The following is an 18,597-nucleotide window of genomic DNA, read 5'->3' as shown; positions in this document are numbered from 1 at the left end:
GTCAAGAACTGGAAGAAAATAATTCCAGATGCGCTAACGCCACTACCCGGTTGCTTTCGAGACTAACACTTTAGCGCCACAGAAAGCGCTACCCACCGCAAGATGCGCGCTGCAACCGCTGTCGATACTCGCTGGGTGTCTCGTGCATTTCATGGCGAAAGTGCCGATTGAAATTCGACAAGTTGGCGTACCCCACTTCAAAGCAGATATCGGCAACGCTGAAACTGCTTTGCGCCAGCAAACGGCAGGCGCGCTGGACTCGTAGTTTGCGCGTCAGGTCGACGAAGGTATGGCCGGTGGCGCGCTTGAAGAATTTGGAGAAGGCCGGCTCGTTCATGTCCAGGCGCTGGGCGATGACCGACATCCGCAGCTCGTCAGCGAGGTCGTTCAGGATGTAGTCGAAGACAATGCTCATGCGCTGAGCCGTCAATGCGTCGAGCATGGGCGCGTACTGCAGGCTGGCAAGCGTCTGTCTCTCGCTGTTGGGGGCCGATGCCAGCAGTTGCAGCAACGACAGGAACAGGCACAGTCGCTGCAAGCCATGGCACTGGCCGATTTCTTCCAACAGTCGGGCCGCCTTCTTGCGGGTGTTGCCTTGAAATTCGATGCCCTGCGCCGCCTGGCGAAACAGGCTTTGTAACTCGCTGAGTTCCGGGACCTTGTCACGCAGTTGCATCAGCATCTGGCCATCGAACTGCAACACCACGTCACGGCCGGTAATCACCTCACCTTTACCCAGATCGCTGATCCAGTCGTGAGGCAGGCCCGGGCCGATGAGGGCGACATGCCCGGCTTCGAATACGCCGATGTAGTCACCAGCCAGAAGCCGACCGCTGCCTTCGCGGATCAGGTGGATCTCGAACTCCGGATGATGGTTCCAGCGCGCCAGGTCGAAGGGATAGTCGTGTTCGTACCAACGAAAGCTGTGCTGGGGCTCGTTGAGGATGACTTCAAGCGCTGGCGGCTTGTCTGCGGTTACGTGATGGTTCATCACCCTGGCGATTCCGTTTTTGTTGGTTTTATCAAGGTACCGCGAAGCCTGGGACGAGTCGAAGTCTCGGGACGCTGACATGAGACTCGCACTAACGACGCCCGGCGCCTAGCACGTTACATGGCGCCCACTGATACTTTTTTTCCACGGTCAAAAAAGTATCAGCGGCGCGTATGCCATTCATTTGTTCGCTGCCTGGGTAGCTGCAATTCTGTAGTCAACCCGGTGCGGCTATGCCCCGCCTCGTGGATTACAACAACAATAAAGCTTCTGCCGCCCAAGGCGCAGAGCGGAGATCACGATGAAGATCATTCCAAGCGCGCTTTTTCTGTCCGCCGGCCTGTGCTCTGCCCTGCTCTGCCAGGCTGCTGAAACGGTGACCATCGCGACCGTGAACAACAGCGACATGATCCGCATGCAGCGGTTGTCCAAAACATTCGAACAGCTGCACCCCGACGTAAAGCTGAACTGGGTGGTGCTCGAAGAGAACGTGTTGCGTCAGCGCCTGACCACCGACATTGCCACTCAGGGCGGCCAGTTCGACGTGCTCACCATCGGCACTTACGAAACACCCTTGTGGGGCGCCAAGCATTGGCTGGAGCCGATAAAGGAGCTGCCCGCCAGCTATGACCTCGAAGATATTTTCCCTGCGGTTCGCCAGGGACTATCGGTCAACGACACGCTCTATGCCCTGCCGTTCTATGGCGAAAGCACCGTCACCTATTACCGAACCGACCTGTTCAAGAACGCCGGCCTGAGCATGCCCGAGCACCCGACCTGGACGCAGCTCGGCGAGTTCGCCGGCAAGCTGCACCGGCCGGATAAAGAACAGTATGGAATGTGCCTGCGCGGCAAGGCCGGTTGGGGTGAGAACATGGCGCTGCTGACGACCATGTCCAACGCCTTTGGCGCGCGCTGGTTCAATGAGCAGTGGCAGCCGCAACTCACCGGGCCGCAATGGACTGCCGCCGCCAACTTCTACGTCAACACCCTCAAGCAGTACGGCCCACCGGGTGTGTCGAGCAATGGCTTCAACGAGACGCTCGCCCTGTTCAACAGTGGCAAATGCGCAATCTGGGTCGATGCCAGCGTCGCCGGCTCCTTCATCACCGACACAACGCAAAGCAAGGTGGCCAATGATGTTGGTTTCGTCGCCGCGCCAACAGAAGTCACCGACAAGGGTTCGTCCTGGCTCTATGCCTGGTCACTGGCCATCCCGGCGACATCCAGACACAAGGAAGCCGCCAAAGCCTTTGTGACCTGGGCCACCTCCAGGGAATACATCCAACTGGTTGCGAAGACGGATGGCATCAGCAACGTACCGCCGGGCACCCGCATGTCGACCTACAGCGACGCCTATTTGCAGGCGGCACCCTTCGCCGGTGTCACGCTGAAAATGATGCAGAACGCCGACCCGGCACACCCGTCAGCCCAGCCCGTGCCCTACGTCGGCATTCAATACGTGACCATTCCCGAATTCCAGGCAATTGGCACGTCGGTCGGCAAGCTGGTATCCGCGGCGCTCACCGGGCAGATGCCGGTGGAACAGGCCCTGGCTTCCGCGCAGCAAAGCACCGAACGCGAGATGAAGCGCGCCGGTTATCCCAAGTAGCAACGGCGTGACGCAATCACTGTGGGTGCGAGCTTATGTGGCGAGGGGGCTTGCCCCCGTTGGGTCGCAAAGCGTCCCTAAAACCAGTCACCGCGATCTTTAGTCAGCAACGCGGTGTCCGGTTTACGACTGCTGCGCAGCCGAACGGGGGCAAGCCCCCTCACCACATAGCCCGCTCCTACAGGGATTTTTCGCAGACTAACGACTGGTTTTGACGCCCTCGATTGGGCAACTCTTTAGCTCTTACGATTGGATGGGAACAATGAAACGTCTAGAAGGAAAAAGCGCCCTGATTACCGGTTCCGCCAGAGGAATAGGCAGGACCTTCGCGCAAGCCTATATCCGCGAAGGCGCCAGGGTCGCGATCGCCGACATCAACCTGGAGCGTGCCCAAGCCACGGCAACCGAGTTGGGGCCCAATGCCTATGCGGTCGAGATGGACGTGACCGATCAGCAATCCATCGACGCAGCCATCGCCACGGTAATCGCCACCACAGGCAAGCTCGACATCCTGATCAACAACGCGGCGCTGTTTGATCTCGCGCCGATCACGGAGATTTCTCGCGACAGCTACGAACGGCTGTTCTCGATCAACGTTTCCGGCACCCTGTTCACGTTGCAGGCCGCGGCCAAGCAGATGATCCGCCAGGGCCACGGCGGCAAGATCATCAATATGGCCAGCCAGGCCGGGCGGCGCGGTGAAGCGTTGGTCGCGGTGTATTGCGCGACCAAAGCGGCGGTGATCAGCCTCACGCAATCGGCCGGTCTCAATCTCATTCCCCATCACATCAACGTGAATGCCATCGCGCCGGGGGTGGTGGACGGTGAGCATTGGGACGGCGTCGATGCGCTGTTTGCCCGCTATGAAAACCGCCCGCTAGGGGAAAAGAAACGGCTGGCAGGTGAGGAAGTCCCGTACGGGCGCATGGGCACGGCGGATGACCTTGTCGGCATGGCGATTTTCCTCGCATCGGCCGAAAGCGATTACATCGTGGCTCAGACCTATAACGTCGATGGCGGCAACTGGATGAGCTGACTGGCCCTGATGACAGGGCCAGCCGATGCCTCAAAGGCGAAACCGATCCACCGACTGCGAGAGCTGTCCGGCCAGGCTGGACAGTTCATCGGTGGTCGAGGCGGTCTGGTTGATCACCTTGCTGTTGCCTTCGGACATGCCGGCAATCATTTCCACCTGGTGCGCGATTTCGTTGCTGGCCAGGCTCTGCTCGCCGATCGTGCGGCTGATGTCATTGACCAGCTCCGTGGTGTTGAGCGTGGCCTGGAGGATTTCGCGGATGGCGCGCTCGACGTCGGCGGTCACCGCCATGCCCTTGTCGACCTGTGCGACGCCCGCCTCCATGCTGCTGACCGCCTCGCGGGTGCTTTGCTGGATACGCGCGACCATGGTGGCGATTTCCTGGGTGGAGGCGCTGGTGCGGCCCGCCAGGCTACGCACTTCATCGGCGACGACAGCAAAACCACGGCCCTGCTCACCGGCACGGGCGGCCTCGATGGCGGCGTTAAGCGCCAACAGGTTGGTTTGATCGGCAATGCCCTTGATCACCTGAATGATGCTGAAAATCCCCTCGGACTCCTTGTCCAGGGTGCGGATCACCTGGGCCGACTGCTGCGCCGAACGGGCAATCCCGTCCATATCGCTGACTACTTGATGAATCACCCGACCGCCGTCCTTGGCCAGCTCCTCGGCTTGGTTGGCCATGTTCAGTGCACGCTCGGCATGCCGGGTGATTTCTTCGATGCTCGCAGTCATTTCGCTGGCCGCCGCGGCCATGGTGCTGGCGGCGACGCTTTGCTGCTGGCTGCTGCCCGCGACCTGATGGCAACCGCTGCTCAACCGCTGGCTCATGCCACTTACGCCATGGGCATTGCTACGAACCACTTCGATCATGCCGCGCAGGTCGCGCTGCATGGTTGCCAGGCTGCGAATCAAGGTGCTGGCTTCATCCTTGCGGGTGGGTTCGACGATAGGCTCGCTCAGGTTGCCATGGGCGATGCTGTCGGCAATCCGGCTGGCGATCTGCAACGGCCCCATGATGCTCAGGATGACCGAACGTCCCAGGGCGAGCAGCAGCAACAAGCTGGCAATGAGTACGACACCGAGGGTGAAGTTGGCACTGCTGATGGTTTGCCGAGTGCCCGCGCTGGTCTGTTGAGTGTTGGTTTCGATCAGCTCACTGAGGGTGGCCATCTGGCTTTCCAGTTGGCTGAACGCGTTATTGAACGTGCCCAGTTGCTGTTGTGCGGAATCCGGATTATCCAGCGCCAGCCCGACAATGCGCTCGGCGGCACTGATGTACGTATCGAGGCTTGGCTTGATCTTGTCCAGCGCGGCCTTGAGGGTGTCGTTGACCGGCAGCTTGAGGTTGTCACCGAGCATCTCGCGAAAGTGCGCGGCATGCTCATTGAGTGAGCTGCGCACCTCGGCCTTGCTGCTGGGGCTCTTGCCCAACCCTACCAGCATCGCCGACAGCACATCGGCGCGCAGTGCATCGTGCATCATGTCGGCTTCGAGGTGATTGCGCAGCGCGGTCATGCTGACCTCGTTGTCACTCACCGCTTCAGCCATCCGAGTGTTACCGACATAGCTGACCAGACTCACGATCAGGGCGGTGAGCAAGCCAGTGCCGATCAACAAGATCAAACGTAATTTTATGGACACTCGATGGTTCCCCTGTCGGCAGGTACGTGGTCGGCTAATTGCCTACTGTTGGGGTTATCGACTGTTCCAACCGGTTACTTAGACTTATTTCCACGCAAGCCGATTTTTGCGACCTACGGTATGCGCGGGCTCAATGCCCGCGAATGTAGTGCTCGAGTTGCCGTATCAAATCGGCCTGCTCGACGATGGCTTCCTTGACCAGATCGCCGATCGACAGCAGCCCGATCAGTTCCCCGCCCTCCAGCACCGGCAGATGACGCAAATGACTGTCGGTCATGACCTCCATGCAGCGCTCGATACTCTGCAAACTGTCGGCGGTCACCACCGGCGCGCTCATGATCTCGCGCACCGGCGTGCCGACCGAAGAACGCCCCTGTAAAACCACCTTGCGCGCATAGTCGCGCTCGCTGATGACGCCGACCACCTGCCCTTCTTCGATCACGGGCAGCGCGCCGACGTTCTTCTCGGCCATCATTTTCAGGGCGTCGAGGACCATTTGATCCGGTGCGATGCTGTGCACCTGCTGGTTTTGCACGACCTTCAGTTTCAGCAACTGTGCGGCTGTTTTCATCAACGTTCTCCGATACGGTTCAGCGCGACGGTCAAGCCGCCGCAACTTCCACGACGCCGGCGTTCAAACGCACCGGCCACACCCGAAGGCGCTGTTCGGGGTATTCCAGGCAGCTGCCGTCCTCGAGACGGAAATGCTGCTTGTAGATCGGCGACGCCACCACCAGATCGCCCTTGAGGCTGCCGATCAATCCGCGGCCAATCACGTTCGCGCCGGATTGCGGATCATGGTTATCGATGGCGTAGAGGGTGCGGCCTACGGCCTGCGGCAGGTAGAACAGCGCCACCTGGGCGCCATCGAGCCAGACGACAACGCCGGAGTTGCTGACCAGATCCTGCTGGCTGCACACCGCCTGCCAGGCCTGGGCATTGGCTGCGGTGGCAAGGGCATCGACACGCTGGGTAGTGGACTGGCTCATCAGGCATTTTCCTCGGTGACAGGGATAAGGTTGAGTTCGGCGGCCATGATCGGCCGGCGTTGACCGCGCTCCTGGACAAAATGAATGTCCGGGTCCGGGCGCTGATCGTTGACGAAGGTGCGGAAGCGCTTGAGTTTTTCCGGGTCTTTGAGGGCATTGGCCCATTCGCATTCGTAGCGGTTGACCACCAGTTGCATCTGCGACTCAAGTTCTGCGCCAAGCCCCAGGCTGTCGTTGATGATCACGTCCTTGAGGTAATCCAGGCCGCCCTCCAGGCTTTCGCGCCAGACCGAGGTGCGCTGCAATTTATCGGCGGTGCGGATGTAGAACATCAAGAAACGGTCGATGTAACGGATCAGGGTTGCATCGTCCAGGTCGGTGGCGAACAACTCGGCGTGACGCGGACGCATGCCGCCGTTGCCGGCCACATAGAGGTTCCAGCCGTTCTCGGTAGCGATCACGCCGACATCCTTGCTCTGCGCCTCGGCACATTCACGGGTGCAGCCAGAAACGGCGAACTTGAGCTTGTGCGGCGAGCGCAGGCCTTTGTAGCGATCTTCGAGGGTCAGGGCCATTTTCACGCTGTCCTGCACGCCGTAACGGCACCAGGTGCTGCCCACGCAAGACTTCACGGTACGGGTCGATTTGCCGTAGGCGTGCCCGGTTTCGAAACCGGCCTCGATCAGCTCGGACCAGATGTCCGGCAACTGGTGCAACTGCGCGCCGAACAGGTCGATCCGCTGGCCGCCGGTGATCTTGGTGTAGAGGTCGTATTTCTTCGCCACCACGCCGATCGCGATCAGCTTGTCGGCGGTGATCTCACCGCCAGCGATGCGTGGCACTACCGAATAGGTGCCGTTTTTCTGCATGTTGGCCATGAAGGTGTCGTTGGTGTCCTGCAACGGCACCAGCGAGGCATCCATGATCGGCTGGTTCCAGCACGAGGCGAGGATCGAGCCCACTGCCGGTTTGCACACGTCGCAACCGGTGTGTCCACGGCCGTGCTTGGCCAGCAGTTCTTCGAAAGTGATCACCCCTTCTACCCGCACCAGCGCATAAAGCTCCTGGCGGGTGTAGGCGAAGTGTTCGCACAGGCTCTTGTCGACGCTGACGCCACGGGCAATCAGTTCATGCTCGAACACTTGCTTGAGCAGCCCCGCGCAACCGCCGCAACCGGTGCACGCCTTGGTCTGCGACTTGAGCAGGCCCAGGTCGGTGCAGCCGCCATCGATGGCCGAGCAGATCGAGCCCTTGGTGACGTTATGGCACGAGCACACCGTTGCCGACTCGGGCAACGCGCCCGGGCCCAAGGTTGGCGCACCGGCGGACGAAGGTAGAATCAGGCTGGCCGGCTCCGACGGCAAGGCAATGCCGTTCTGCATGTATTGCAGCAAGGTGTCGTAATAGCTGTTGTCGCCGACCAACACTGCACCGAGCACACGCTTGCTGTCGGCATCCACCACCAGCCGGCGGTAGCTGGCCGTCGCTTCATCGATGAACTGATAACTGCGCGCGCCCGGTGTCTGCGCATGGGCATCGCCGATGGAGCCGACGTCAACACCGAGCAGTTTGAGCTTGGTCGACATGTCGGCGCCCTGGAACGGCTCGGCGGCTTGATTGCACAGCAGCGACGCGACGCCACGGGCCATCTGATAACCGGGGGCGACCAGGCCGAAGAGGCTGCCATTCCAGGCGGCACACTCGCCGATAGCGTAGATATTCGGATCGCTGGTCAGGCACTGGTCGTCGATCACCACGCCGCCGCGAGGACCAATGTCCAGCGCGCATTGGCGGGCCAATGCATCTTGCGCACGGATGCCGGCGGAGAACACGATCAGGTCGGCTTCAAGAAATTCGTCGTTGGCAAAATTCATCCGATAACGGTACTGCTCGCCAGCACTGATCGACTGCGTGCCACGGGACAGGTGCACACCCACACCGAGCCGCTCGATTTGCGCCTTCAGCGCCAGGCCGCCCTGCTCGTCGAGTTGCACCGGCATCAGGCGCGGGGCGAATTCCACCACATGCGCTTCCAGGCCCAGGCTTTTCAGGGCATTGGCCGCTTCCAGGCCGAGCAGGCCACCGCCGACCACCACGCCACGCCGGGCATTGGCCGCAGCAGCACGAATCGCGTCGAGGTCTTCAAGGGTGCGATACACCAGGCGCGAGTCGCCTTCTGCGCCTTCAATAGGCGGCACGAAGGGATAAGACCCGGTGGCCAGAACCAGTTTGTCGTAAGCGACGCAACCTTGCGCGGTAATCACTTGGCGCCGAGCGCGGTCGATTTCCAGCACCGGCACACCCAGATGCAGGGTGACGCCCGGCGTCTGATAGAGAGAGGCTTCGCCCAGGGCCAGCGATTCGGCATCACGACCGCCGAAATACTCGGACAGATGCACGCGGTCGTAGGCACGCATCGGTTCTTCACTGAAGACATGCAGCCGGTAGTGTTCGAGGGCGCCGCGCTCGATGAGCTGCTCGACACAATGATGTCCGACCATGCCATTGCCGATCACGATCAGCGTTTGCAGTTTGTTCAATGCGGCAACATTGGAATTCATAGTAAGCACCCAGCCAAAGCCAATCACGGATAAAAAAGCAAAAAAAAACGCCTGAAACCTCTCGGTTTCAGGCGTCTTTGCCTGTTCTTCGCGGTGTTCGACCTGGCGCCTTCGCCTGATCCACCGATGTTGCCCACGACCTGCCCGGCCGGTCGATCTTCGTTGATCGAGTGGGCTGCCCCTCTTTTTCAGATGAGGCTGAAGGGGGAGAATGCAGCCTTTGTGCCAGTCTGCAGCGCACGACTTCCTCAGTTCTGGAAAACCGACTGCTGAAGGATGGGGGAATGTGATGAAGACCGCGAACCAGGCGGGGTTCATCAGGCGCGAGTCAACGTTGCAGGCCCCCGCGAGTGGGTGGGCGGACGTTGGAGCTGAAGAAAGGAATAGCTCGGGGATCCGCTTCGCACTGGTGCACGTTGTCAGGCATGGCTCTTTAAAAGTGCATGCGGCTACGCCCTGCTTGGCATTTCCCGGTGCCATTCGGGCAAGCGTCAATGCCGATTTGTAGCAGCTGTCGAGCCTGCGAGGCTGCGTTCGGCTGCGCAGCAGTCGTGAGTCCGGCTGACGCGGTCTGCCTGACACACCGCAATTACTGGTTTGACGACTGCTGCGCAGCCGAACGCAGCCTCGCAGGCTCGACAGCTTCTACAGCGAGCTCGTCGCTGCTCAACTTACCGGCCCGGGCAAGCGTTGCCTTCAGCAGCATCGCGTATTTGTATTTTCAGATATATCGAGGCCGCGACGTTTTGGCGCATGCCGGCAGGCCATCGATTAAGCGCCGCAGGGCAACAGTTTGTTAACATCCGTGCGCTTTTTTTCGTCTGATTGATCAGCCACTGTAGATTCCCCCGTCGCTACACAGGATGCTTTTGTTCATGAGTACGTTGTATACCCGTCGCACGGTCCTACAAGGCATGAGCCTGCTGAGCCTCGGCCTGCTCGCTGGCTGCGATGACAGCAGCAAGCTGTCGTTCAAGTACGGCAAGGACCTCAGTGACAAGATCATGGGGCGTACCTTCAAACTCAAGGACGCCCAGGGCGAGTACCGGATGCTGGGCAGCTATCGGGGCCTGATGCCGATGATCTTCTTCGGCTTCACCCAATGTCCGGCGGTCTGCCCGACGACGCTGGCCCGTGCGGCACAGGCGAAAAAACTGATGGGCCGCGATGGCGAACGCCTGCAAGTGATCTTCATCACCCTGGACCCCGAGCGCGATACGCCGCAAATGCTCGACACCTACGTCAAGGCCTTCGATCCGAGTTTCGAGGCGCTGTACGGTACGCTGGAAGAAACCGCCGCCACCGCCAAGGAGTTCGGTGTGTTCTATGAAAAGATCCCGAGCGGTTCGACCTATACCCTCTCCCACACCGCGACCAGCTTCGTTTTCGACTCCCGGGGCAATTTGCGCCTGGGGCTGTCCGCGTCCCTTACCGCTAAAGAGTGTGCAGAAGACCTGCTCACCGTCATGGAGGTCTGCTGATGACTTCGATTTGCGCACCACGTATTAAACAGCTGGGTATCAAACAACTGGTCCTGGGTCTTTCCCTGATTGGCATGGCCTGGCAGGTGTCCGCTCAAACCCTGGTGAACGACGCCTGGGTTCGCGCGACGGTGGCCGGTCAGCATTCGACCGGCGCCTTCATGACCGTGCAGGCCGACAGCGATAGCAAACTGCTCAGCGTGCAGTCGCCGGTAGCGAACACCGTGCAAATTCACCAATCCAGCATGAAAGACGATGTGATGAGCATGAGCCAGGTCGAGTCCGTCGCGCTGCCGGCCGGCCAACCGGTAAGCTTCGATCCCCATGGCTATCACATCATGTTGATGGATTTGACGGCCCAGGTTAAGGAAGGCGACAAAGTGCCCCTGACCCTGACCGTGGAAAACGCCAAGGGCGAAAAAGAGACGATCACCGTTGACGCCGAGACTCAGGCGCTCGGCATGCATGATCACAGCAAGATGCATTGAGAGCTCGATACCAGCCTGTCTGATCGCTGGCTGGTGTTCCGGTGGCGTATGCCTGCCCTCACCTGATAGCCTGAGCCCCCTTGCCTGCATGTCTCTGATGGATCATCGGCGCGCGAAGACGCCGCGATGATCACTTCACCCCCATTCAATCAAGACAACGGTGACTCTCTTGATCAGCAGCACCCCCACATTTGCCCGTGATATCGACGGCAAAGCCATTTCTGCCAAGGTCCTCGACGAGGTCCGTGAAGAAGTTCAGGCCCTCGCTGGCCAACAGATCTACCCCGCCCTGGCGGTCGTGTTGGTCGGCGACGACCCGGCCAGCCATGTGTATGTGCACAATAAACTGCTGCGCGCCAAGGAAGTCGGGATCCGCTCCCTTGAACACCGCCTGCCGGAAACCGCCAGCCAGGCCCAGGTGCTGGAACTGATTGCACAACTCAATGCCGATCCCACAGTGAACGGCATCCTGGTGCAACTGCCCTTGCCCGCCTCTATCGATGAGCAAGCAGTGATTCATGCCATCGACCCGATCAAGGACGTGGATGGCTTTCATAGGGAAAACGTCGGCGGGCTGGTGCAAGGCATCGAGGTCCTGACCCCGTGCACGCCCAGCGGCTGCATGCGCCTGTTGCACGAAACCTGCGGTGATGACTTGAGCGGCTTGCACGCGGTGGTCATCGGCCGGTCGAACATTGTCGGCAAACCGATGGCGACCTTGCTGTTGCAGGCTAACTGCTCGGTCAGCGTGGTGCACTCGCGCAGCGTCGACGCCCCGGCGTTGTGCCGGTTGGCGGATATCGTGGTCGCGGCGGTGGGCCGGCCAGCGTTGATCGACGCCAGTTGGCTCAAGCCCGGCGCGGTGGTGATCGATGTCGGCATCAACCGCATCACCAGCGAGTTCGGCAACCGTCTGGTGGGCGATGTCGACTACGCCAGCGCCCGTACCGTCGCCAGCGCGATCACCCCGGTTCCCGGTGGCGTCGGACCGATGACCATTGCATATCTGCTGAAGAACACCTTGATCGCCAGCCGGTTGCAACGCGCGGCACAGGCTCGCGGGCAGCAGCCCGAAGACGACCTGGCGTTGAACTGAGCACGACGCACACGGCCCACTTGAAAGTGGGCCGTGTCGGTAATGCGAAACCTGTGGGAGCGGGCCTCTGTGGCGAGGGGGCTTGCCCCCGTTGGGTCGCGAAGCGGCCCCAAAAGCTTTGCGACTGCTTCGCAGCCGAACGGGGGCAAGCCCCCTCGCCACAGAATCCCGCTCCTACATGGATTGTGAGCATTTTGACCGTGTCGATCAGGTCCGTTATTTCCCCGCGTGCAACACCTGCGTTTGCGGCATCGCCGAAGAGTGGTGGTTGAGAATCTTCCACTGACCACCCACCTGTTCATAAACAAAGGTGTAGCGCGCCTGCACCTGACGGGTCTTGCCATCGGCTTCGGTCAACGTAAAGGTGTAGACGCCACTGTCCATGGCCACGTTGGCGCCCAATGGGCGGATCTCACGGAAGTTGATCTGGCCTACTGGCTTGAGCGCCATGAAGTGATCGAAGTAGTCCTTGATCTGTGCCGGCGTGGTGCGCACCTGATTGGAAACCGTCGGTTGCAGCACCGCGTTCGGCGCATACAGGTCGACCACGCTCTGAACATTGCCACTCTTCAACGCGCTGTTCCAATGGTCAAACAGGGCGGCGATTTCACGATCCTTCACGTTGGACGGTTGCTGCGCCACGCTGCTGTAAACGTAAGGCACCGCTTCCAACGCCTGAGCCAACGGGGCGGTCAGGGCGAACAACAGGGCGATGGTTGAGGTCTTGAATTTCATTGCGCTATTCCAATGATGGTCGATGGGCACACTGTGCCGCCCGGAACGCGGCCCGCCATCGGCCAACCGGAGCCATTTGCCTATGCCATTCGGCAGATAGCGCCCTGCCCCGTTAACAAGGTTTAATGACGCCCCTGCCCGAACGGGCGTGCCCGTGCCGGAACCTGCCCATGCAAAACCCTGATCATGACCCCGGTAGCGCCCTGGCCATTCGTACCCAGTATCGGCAATCGCAAAGTCGCGCCGCGCGGCTGCGGCTGCTGGTGGATACCGGCCAGGAACTGACACAACTGGCCCCCGAGGCCATGCGTCAACGGGTGCTGCAACGGGCCTGCGCCTTCCTGGCGATGGACCATGCGCTACTGCTGGAATGGGACGTGGATGCGCAGGTCAGGACCACCGCCAGTCAAGGCAGCCGTGATCGTTTGCACAGCCTCGAACACCTCGCCGACACCGCGATGTGCGCACCGCAATGGCAGGAACAGCCGAGCGCGGATCTGCCCAATGTGTTGCGGATACCTTTACGCGGTGGCGATGGTGCCGCCTTCGGTGCGTTGGTGCTGGCCAACAGCGTCAGCATCAGCGCACCGGACACCGAAGACCTCGAATCCCTGCAACTGCTCGCCACCCTGCTCGCCGCGCACCTGGAAAACCAGCGCTTGCTCGACGCATTGGTGACCCGCGAGCGCACCATGTCCGATCTGGTCCACCGACTGTTCCGGGCACAGGAAGACGAACGCAAACGCATGGCCTACGACCTGCACGACGGCCTGGCACAAACCCTCGCCGGGTTGCATCAGCGCCTGCAAGGTTTTGCCGGTCGCTGCCCGCCATTGCCCGACGAACTCGGTGCAGACCTACAGACGATTCTTGCACTGGCCCAGCATTGCGTCGGTGAAGGCCGGCAATTGATTCGTGGCCTGCGCCCGACGGCGCTCGACGACTTTGGCTTGCTGAAGGCGGTCGACAAAGAGGCAGATCGCCTGCGCGAAGCGGGGATCAAAGTGAACTGGAATGTGCGTTGCGAAGCACGTTTGCCCAGCCAGGTGGAAATCGCCCTGTTCAGGATTGCCCAGGAAGGCATCAACAATATTCTCAAACATGCGCAGGCCAGCCACGTCGTGCTGGCGCTGCAACTGCATGAAGGACAAGCCTCGCTGCGGGTGGACGACAACGGCCAGGGCTTTGCCATGGAACAACCCCTCGACACCTGCGGCGCCCGGCACCTGGGGCTTGCCGCGATGCAGGAACGCGCGAGCCTGCTGGGCGGCGAATTCACCTGCATCAGCCACGCGCACGGCGGAACGCAACTGCGCGCCACCGTCCCCTCTGGCCTGAATGGAACCCATCAATGACTGACGCTATACGACTGGTGGTCGCGGACGATCATGAAGTCACGCGCACCGGCTTCGTCTCGTTGCTCGCCGGCCTGACGCAATTCGAAGTGGTCGGCCAAGCGTGCAATGGCCAGGAAGCACTGGATTTATGTGAACGTCTTTTACCCGACATCGTCATCCTCGACATCCGCATGCCGGTGCTCAACGGGCTGGGCGCGGCACGCCTGCTTCAAGAGCGCCTGCCGAGCCTGAAAGTGATGATGTTCACCATGGACGACAGCCCCGATCACCTTGAGGCCGCCATGAACGCCGGCGCCGTGGGCTATCTGCTCAAGGATGCCAGCCGCCACGAAGTGATCGACGCCTTGCAACGTGTCGCCGCCGGCGAGCAAGCCCTCAACAGTTCAGTCAGCGCGCAGTTGCTGCGCCGCCTGACCGAGCGCAACGCCAGCGGCGCCGCCCCCGTCACCTTGACCCCACGGGAACGCCAAGTACTGGGGCTGGTGGCCAGCGGCATGAGCAACCGTGAAATCGGCGAAAAACTCGGCATCACCACCGGCACGGCCAAAGCCCACGTGGAGCGGGTCATCGGCAAACTCGGCGCCGCCGACCGCACCCAAGCGGCTGTGCGTGGCATTGCGCTGGGTCTGGTGACCCAGTCATGAAAGCTTCAAACGCCCGCCGCTGGGCCGATCTGCCGTTACGCGGCAAAGCCCTCGTGGTAATTTCCCTGCCGCTGGTGATTCTGTTGCTCTCGCTGGTGCTGATCTACACCACCGAACGGCAGACCGCCCGCGCGGAAGAAGACGTACGCCGCGTGCTGCTGGTGCAAGGCGATATTCAGGCGGTGCATACCCTGCTCGCCGAGGCTGCCGCCAGTGTGCGCGGCTATCTGCTGACCCATCGCGAGGATTTCCTGCCGGGTTACCGACAGGCCAAGCCCTTGATCGAATCGGCCCTGCAGCGGCTCGACCGCAACGTTCGCGATCAGCGGGTGCGCAAACACCTGGAGGCGATCACGCCGCTGATCGACACCAAGGTCGAAGGTCTGGTTGAACTGCTCGATGATCGCAACGCGACCCCAGAGTCGATCACCACGATCCTGATCAACAACAAACATGTCCTCGACGAATTACGCGAACGCATCAGCGCCATGCGCACGCTTGAGGACACCCTGCTGGCCGAGCGCACCGCAGCGGCGGCCTCCACTCGACAGCGCCTGTTGTTCTCCACCTTGCTGGCCGCCGTTTGCGGGCTGTTCGGTGCCATTGTCGCGGTGCTGTTTCTGTCCAAAGGCATCGTCGCCCGGGTGCAGCAAGTTCAGGGCAACGCCCAACGGCTGGCACTCGGTCAGCCGTTATTGCCGCAACCGCCGGAGAACGATGAGATAGGTCAATTGGGCACGCGCCTGGTCGAGGCCGGGCTGTTATTGGCCGAACGTGAACGGGCCTTGCGCGACAACGAAGAACGCTTGCGGCTGATCATCGACGGGGTGAAGGACTACGGTATTTTCGCCCTCGACACACGAGGCTTCGTCACCAGTTGGAATGCCGGCGCCGAACGGATCAAGGGCTACACCGAACAGGAGATCGTCGGCCAGCATTTCTCGGTGTTTTATCTCCCGCAAGAATGTCCGCAGCATCCCGACATGGCGCTGCGCGAGGCCACACGCAATGGTCACTACATGGAAGAGGCCTGGCGTTGCCGCAAGGATGGCAGCCGTTTCTGGGCCAGTGTGGTGATTACCGCGCAGTACGACAGCAGTGGCGCCCTGCGCGGGTTCTCCAAGATCACCCGCGACATCACCGATCGCCGTGCCGCAGAGATCGCGCTAAGTACCGCACGGGAAGAAGCGGAGCGCGCCAGCCGCGCCAAAAGCGAGTTTCTGTCGCGCATGAGCCACGAACTGCGTACTCCGCTCAACTCGATTCTCGGCTTCGCGCAACTGCTGGATATGGACTCGCCCAAAGGGCAGCGAGCGCAGATCGGTCACATCCTGCGGGCCGGGCAACACCTGCTGACCCTGATCAACGAAGTGCTGGACATCGCCAAGATCGAGGCCGGGCGCCTGCCACTCAACGTTGAAGCCGTGCCCTTGGCGGTGGTGCTGCAAGAAGCCCTGACGCTGGTATCGCCCATGGCCTGCGACGCCGGCATTCAACTGGTCGAACTGCCGATGCTGGCCGCCGACAGCGGGATCGTCGCCGATCGGCAACGGCTGGTTCAGGTGCTGCTGAACCTGTTGTCCAACGCGATCAAATACAACCGGCCCCGGGGCCAGGTGCACATTGAGGTCAGGGTTCATCAACAACGAATTGCGGTATCGGTCTGCGATACCGGCAAGGGCATTGCAGCTGATCGGCAGGACCAACTGTTCAAGCCGTTCGAGCGCCTGGAGACCGACCCGAACGTGGAAGGCACGGGCCTCGGCCTGGCGTTGAGCAAGAGCCTGCTGGAAATGATGAACGGCAGCCTGACCGTCAAAAGCCAGCCCGGCAACGGCTCCAGTTTCACCCTGGAACTGCCCTTCGAGCGATTGCCGTCAACCACTGAGCCACCTGCGGCACTGATCAGCCCGCCAACGGCAACGCCCACCCTCGCCGCCCCCGATTACCAGGGAAAAGTGCTGTGCATCGAAGACAATCTGTCGAGTCTGGCCCTGATCGAAACCCTGCTGCAACGACGGCCGCACATCCAGTTGCTCTCAAGCATGCAGGGGCAAATGGGCCTGGACCTGGCCCGGCAACACGCACCACAGCTGATTTTGCTGGACGTGGCGCTGCCGGATCTTGATGGTTTCAACGTTCTGCAACGCTTGCGTCTGTCCTCCAGCACCCGCGCCACACCCGTGCTGATGATCACCGCCGATGCCAGCGACCTCACTCACCACGCCTTGCTGGAAGCAGGAGCGACCGCGGTGCTGACCAAGCCGATTCACATTCCTTCATTCCTTGCCCATCTTGACCAGCACCTACCGGAGCCCGTGTGAACACCGACCTGCGTATTCTGATCATCGACGACCAACGACCCAACCTCGATTTGATGGAGCAGTTGCTGGTCCGCGAAGGGCTGACCAATGTACTGAGCAGCACCCAGCCGCTGCGAACCCTGGACCTGTTCAACAGCTTCGAGCCGGACCTGGTCATTCTCGACCTGCACATGCCGGAGTTCGACGGCTTTGCCGTACTCGAACAGCTCAACCGGCGCATTCCAGCCGGCGAATACCTGCCGATCCTCGTGCTCACCGCCGACGCCACCCGCGATACCCGCCTGCGCGCGCTGGCCCTGGGCGCCAAGGACTTCATCAGCAAGCCATTGGACGCCCTGGAAACCATGCTGCGGGTCTGGAACCTGCTAGAGACCCGCGCACTGTATAAAGCCCTGCGCACGCTGGTCCCTGCGGATCAAATCGAGTTGCTGCGTCAGTTAAGGCCGCAGCCAGTTAGCTGATTGCAGGGGCGGAATCACTGACGATTTGCCGCTGAATGCCAGGTTGCGTGGCTGGCTCGGCGTCCTCACGGCTGGCGGCTGCAGAAAGCCCAGCAAGGCCCGTTGCGTGTCATGCCAGGCCGTGGGGTGTTCCATGTCGAGGAAATGCCCGGTGTTCTCGATGGTCTGAAATTGCGCCTTGCGGGTATGCGCCGCAAACAGACGGGCGTCTTCCACCGAGGTGTACTCGTCCCATTCACCGTTGATAAACAGCAGCGGGACGTCGATGGAATCGGCACAGGACACGTAGCAGTGAGTGTCCTGGGTCAACACCTCATTGACGTGAAAATGCATCTGCCGGTATTCGTGTTCGTCCAGGCTGCTGACATGACGCTCATTGAATCGCTTGAACAGCGACGGCAGGTGCTTGCCGATCGTGCTGTTGATCAAGCGCCCGACATTGCGACGATCACACAGGTGGAGAAAGTGCCGGCCGCTCTCCAGATACTCACGCATCGGCGTGTTGATCCGCGCGGCGAATGAACTGATCACCGCCTTTTCGATCCGGCGGGGCCGCTGGGCCAGCGCTACCAAGGTCGCCGCACCGCCCCAGGAAAAGGACAGCACATGCTGGGCGCGAAAGTGCTCGATCAACTCCAGCAGTATTTCTGCCTCGTCCTCCTTGCGGATCGGTTGGTCATGCCGGTTGTGTTGTTTCGATTGACCGGCGTAGGGCTGATCGTAGAGGACCACATTGAATCGTGGCCGCAGGTAACGCACCGTTTGCGCAAAGGATGCGGTCGTTGCCAGCGAGCCATTGACCAGAATGATCGTCTTGTCAGCAGCGGCGTTGAGATAGTGCTCGGTATAAACCTTGTACTTCTTACCAATCTCGACGATGGCAGTTTTCGGCATCATTTCATTCTATTCCTTGAACAAATTGGACCAGGCACACAGCGTGGTCGACTGTCCGGCTTCCTCCGGGCAAGCCTGACAGCACAAACCAGCGACAACGGTACAAGGGCGCTGAGATGAACGCCATGACCAATGAGTCAGAACCCGACCAGCGGCTTCCAGTTAAGCAGGAATTTTCCCGTGTGCAAGCTCGCAAGCTTGAAAGTGGCTGCCCAGACGCTTCGCCGGCAGCAGCCTATGCTTGTTGATTGCCCCAGCCTTTTCATCTGCCCAACGAGGAGTT

Annotated in this window: 16 protein-coding genes and 1 pseudogene; 9 read left to right on the top strand and 8 right to left on the bottom strand. The window is 60.8% G+C overall.

Annotated features, from left to right (window positions below; genetic code table 11):
- Nucleotides 1-88: 88 nt before the first annotated feature.
- Nucleotides 89-991, bottom strand: coding sequence for an AraC family transcriptional regulator (locus LOY36_RS13145; RefSeq protein WP_258673937.1), 903 nt, complete (start codon nucleotides 989-991; stop codon nucleotides 89-91).
- A gap of 301 nt (nucleotides 992-1,292) precedes the next feature.
- On the opposite strand from LOY36_RS13145, the gene LOY36_RS13140 reads away from it, so the two are divergent.
- Both LOY36_RS13140 and LOY36_RS13135 read left to right on the top strand, forming a co-directional pair.
- Complete coding sequence (locus tag LOY36_RS13140; RefSeq protein ID WP_258673936.1) at nucleotides 1,293-2,603, top strand: sugar ABC transporter substrate-binding protein; 1,311 nt, start codon at nucleotides 1,293-1,295, stop codon at nucleotides 2,601-2,603.
- A gap of 262 nt (nucleotides 2,604-2,865) precedes the next feature.
- The gene (locus LOY36_RS13135) at nucleotides 2,866-3,639 is read left to right on the top strand and encodes an L-iditol 2-dehydrogenase (protein ID WP_258673935.1); all 774 of its coding nucleotides are present in this window, start codon (nucleotides 2,866-2,868) and stop codon (nucleotides 3,637-3,639) included.
- Between the two features lie 30 nt (nucleotides 3,640-3,669).
- On the opposite strand, the gene LOY36_RS29150 is transcribed toward LOY36_RS13135, so the two are convergent.
- From LOY36_RS29150 to nirB, 5 genes and pseudogenes are all read right to left on the bottom strand, one after another.
- Nucleotides 3,670-4,395, bottom strand: a complete 726-nt coding sequence (locus tag LOY36_RS29150; protein WP_371924247.1) for a methyl-accepting chemotaxis protein — start codon at nucleotides 4,393-4,395, stop codon at nucleotides 3,670-3,672.
- Between the two features lie 132 nt (nucleotides 4,396-4,527).
- Nucleotides 4,528-5,283 (bottom strand): annotated as a pseudogene (locus LOY36_RS29145) (MCP four helix bundle domain-containing protein); the annotation flags it as partial.
- Between the two features lie 130 nt (nucleotides 5,284-5,413).
- Nucleotides 5,414-5,854 carry a CBS domain-containing protein gene (locus LOY36_RS13125; RefSeq protein WP_007935595.1) on the bottom strand — a complete coding sequence of 147 codons (441 nt, stop codon included), beginning with the start codon at nucleotides 5,852-5,854 and terminating at the stop codon, nucleotides 5,414-5,416.
- A gap of 31 nt (nucleotides 5,855-5,885) precedes the next feature.
- Complete coding sequence (nirD, locus tag LOY36_RS13120; protein ID WP_258673933.1) at nucleotides 5,886-6,272, bottom strand: nitrite reductase small subunit NirD; 387 nt, start codon at nucleotides 6,270-6,272, stop codon at nucleotides 5,886-5,888.
- On the bottom strand, nucleotides 6,272-8,833 hold the full coding sequence (gene nirB, locus LOY36_RS13115; RefSeq protein WP_258673932.1) for a nitrite reductase large subunit NirB: 2,562 nt from the start codon (nucleotides 8,831-8,833) through the stop codon (nucleotides 6,272-6,274). Before nirB ends, nirD begins: the two co-directional genes overlap by 1 nt.
- 875 nt (nucleotides 8,834-9,708) lie before the next feature.
- Between nirB and LOY36_RS13110 the strand changes: the two genes are divergently transcribed.
- The 3 genes from LOY36_RS13110 to LOY36_RS13100 all read left to right on the top strand — a co-directional run bounded on the left by LOY36_RS13110 (nucleotide 9,709) and on the right by LOY36_RS13100 (nucleotide 11,898).
- Nucleotides 9,709-10,314 carry an SCO family protein gene (locus tag LOY36_RS13110; protein ID WP_258673931.1) on the top strand — a complete coding sequence of 202 codons (606 nt, stop codon included), beginning with the start codon at nucleotides 9,709-9,711 and terminating at the stop codon, nucleotides 10,312-10,314.
- Nucleotides 10,314-10,802, top strand: coding sequence for a copper chaperone PCu(A)C (locus LOY36_RS13105; protein ID WP_258673930.1), 489 nt, complete (start codon nucleotides 10,314-10,316; stop codon nucleotides 10,800-10,802). The genes LOY36_RS13110 and LOY36_RS13105 overlap by 1 nt, the downstream gene beginning before the upstream one ends.
- A gap of 169 nt (nucleotides 10,803-10,971) precedes the next feature.
- A complete protein-coding gene (locus LOY36_RS13100) occupies nucleotides 10,972-11,898 on the top strand; it encodes a bifunctional 5,10-methylenetetrahydrofolate dehydrogenase/5,10-methenyltetrahydrofolate cyclohydrolase (RefSeq protein ID WP_258673929.1) in 927 nt (308 codons plus the stop codon).
- 216 nt (nucleotides 11,899-12,114) lie between these two features.
- On the opposite strand, the gene LOY36_RS13095 is transcribed toward LOY36_RS13100, so the two are convergent.
- Nucleotides 12,115-12,633, bottom strand: a complete 519-nt coding sequence (locus LOY36_RS13095; protein ID WP_258673928.1) for an SgcJ/EcaC family oxidoreductase — start codon at nucleotides 12,631-12,633, stop codon at nucleotides 12,115-12,117.
- Between the two features lie 170 nt (nucleotides 12,634-12,803).
- On the opposite strand from LOY36_RS13095, the gene LOY36_RS13090 reads away from it, so the two are divergent.
- From LOY36_RS13090 to LOY36_RS13075, 4 genes are read left to right on the top strand one after another with little or no spacing between them, the layout of a single operon-like run.
- A complete protein-coding gene (locus LOY36_RS13090; RefSeq protein ID WP_258673927.1) occupies nucleotides 12,804-13,988 on the top strand; it encodes a sensor histidine kinase in 1,185 nt (394 codons plus the stop codon).
- The gene (locus LOY36_RS13085; RefSeq protein WP_258673926.1) at nucleotides 13,985-14,635 is read left to right on the top strand and encodes a response regulator transcription factor; all 651 of its coding nucleotides are present in this window, start codon (nucleotides 13,985-13,987) and stop codon (nucleotides 14,633-14,635) included. Before LOY36_RS13090 ends, LOY36_RS13085 begins: the two co-directional genes overlap by 4 nt.
- The gene (locus LOY36_RS13080; RefSeq protein ID WP_258673925.1) at nucleotides 14,632-16,959 is read left to right on the top strand and encodes an ATP-binding protein; all 2,328 of its coding nucleotides are present in this window, start codon (nucleotides 14,632-14,634) and stop codon (nucleotides 16,957-16,959) included. Before LOY36_RS13085 ends, LOY36_RS13080 begins: the two co-directional genes overlap by 4 nt.
- Nucleotides 16,956-17,420: a response regulator gene (locus LOY36_RS13075; protein WP_018928998.1), complete on the top strand. Its 465-nt coding sequence runs from the start codon at nucleotides 16,956-16,958 to the stop codon at nucleotides 17,418-17,420. Before LOY36_RS13080 ends, LOY36_RS13075 begins: the two co-directional genes overlap by 4 nt.
- On the opposite strand, the gene LOY36_RS13070 is transcribed toward LOY36_RS13075, so the two are convergent.
- Complete coding sequence (locus LOY36_RS13070; protein ID WP_258673924.1) at nucleotides 17,397-18,317, bottom strand: alpha/beta fold hydrolase; 921 nt, start codon at nucleotides 18,315-18,317, stop codon at nucleotides 17,397-17,399. The genes LOY36_RS13075 and LOY36_RS13070 overlap by 24 nt on opposite strands.
- Nucleotides 18,318-18,597: the final 280 nt, after the last annotated feature.

This window comes from Pseudomonas sp. B21-019 (assembly GCF_024749225.1).
Taxonomy (GTDB): Bacteria; Pseudomonadota; Gammaproteobacteria; order Pseudomonadales; family Pseudomonadaceae; genus Aquipseudomonas.
This window is presented reverse-complemented; position numbering and strand designations above follow the sequence as displayed.

Excerpts from the sequence above, each read along its gene's own strand:
- LOY36_RS13105 (WP_258673930.1), top strand. The coding sequence starts at position 10,314 with ATGACTTCGATTTGCGCACCACGTATTAAACAGCTGGGTATCAAACAA.
- LOY36_RS13145 (WP_258673937.1), bottom strand. The coding sequence starts at position 991 with ATGAACCATCACGTAACCGCAGACAAGCCGCCAGCGCTTGAAGTCATC.
- LOY36_RS13070 (WP_258673924.1), bottom strand. The coding sequence starts at position 18,317 with ATGATGCCGAAAACTGCCATCGTCGAGATTGGTAAGAAGTACAAGGTT.
- LOY36_RS13090 (WP_258673927.1), top strand. The coding sequence starts at position 12,804 with ATGCAAAACCCTGATCATGACCCCGGTAGCGCCCTGGCCATTCGTACC.
- LOY36_RS13095 (WP_258673928.1), bottom strand. The coding sequence starts at position 12,633 with ATGAAATTCAAGACCTCAACCATCGCCCTGTTGTTCGCCCTGACCGCC.
- LOY36_RS13085 (WP_258673926.1), top strand. The coding sequence starts at position 13,985 with ATGACTGACGCTATACGACTGGTGGTCGCGGACGATCATGAAGTCACG.
- nirB (WP_258673932.1), bottom strand. The coding sequence starts at position 8,833 with ATGAATTCCAATGTTGCCGCATTGAACAAACTGCAAACGCTGATCGTG.
- LOY36_RS13140 (WP_258673936.1), top strand. The coding sequence starts at position 1,293 with ATGAAGATCATTCCAAGCGCGCTTTTTCTGTCCGCCGGCCTGTGCTCT.
- nirD (WP_258673933.1), bottom strand. The coding sequence starts at position 6,272 with ATGAGCCAGTCCACTACCCAGCGTGTCGATGCCCTTGCCACCGCAGCC.
- LOY36_RS13110 (WP_258673931.1), top strand. The coding sequence starts at position 9,709 with ATGAGTACGTTGTATACCCGTCGCACGGTCCTACAAGGCATGAGCCTG.
- LOY36_RS13080 (WP_258673925.1), top strand. The coding sequence starts at position 14,632 with ATGAAAGCTTCAAACGCCCGCCGCTGGGCCGATCTGCCGTTACGCGGC.
- LOY36_RS29150 (WP_371924247.1), bottom strand. The coding sequence starts at position 4,395 with ATGGCCGCGGCGGCCAGCGAAATGACTGCGAGCATCGAAGAAATCACC.
- LOY36_RS13125 (WP_007935595.1), bottom strand. The coding sequence starts at position 5,854 with ATGAAAACAGCCGCACAGTTGCTGAAACTGAAGGTCGTGCAAAACCAG.
- LOY36_RS13135 (WP_258673935.1), top strand. The coding sequence starts at position 2,866 with ATGAAACGTCTAGAAGGAAAAAGCGCCCTGATTACCGGTTCCGCCAGA.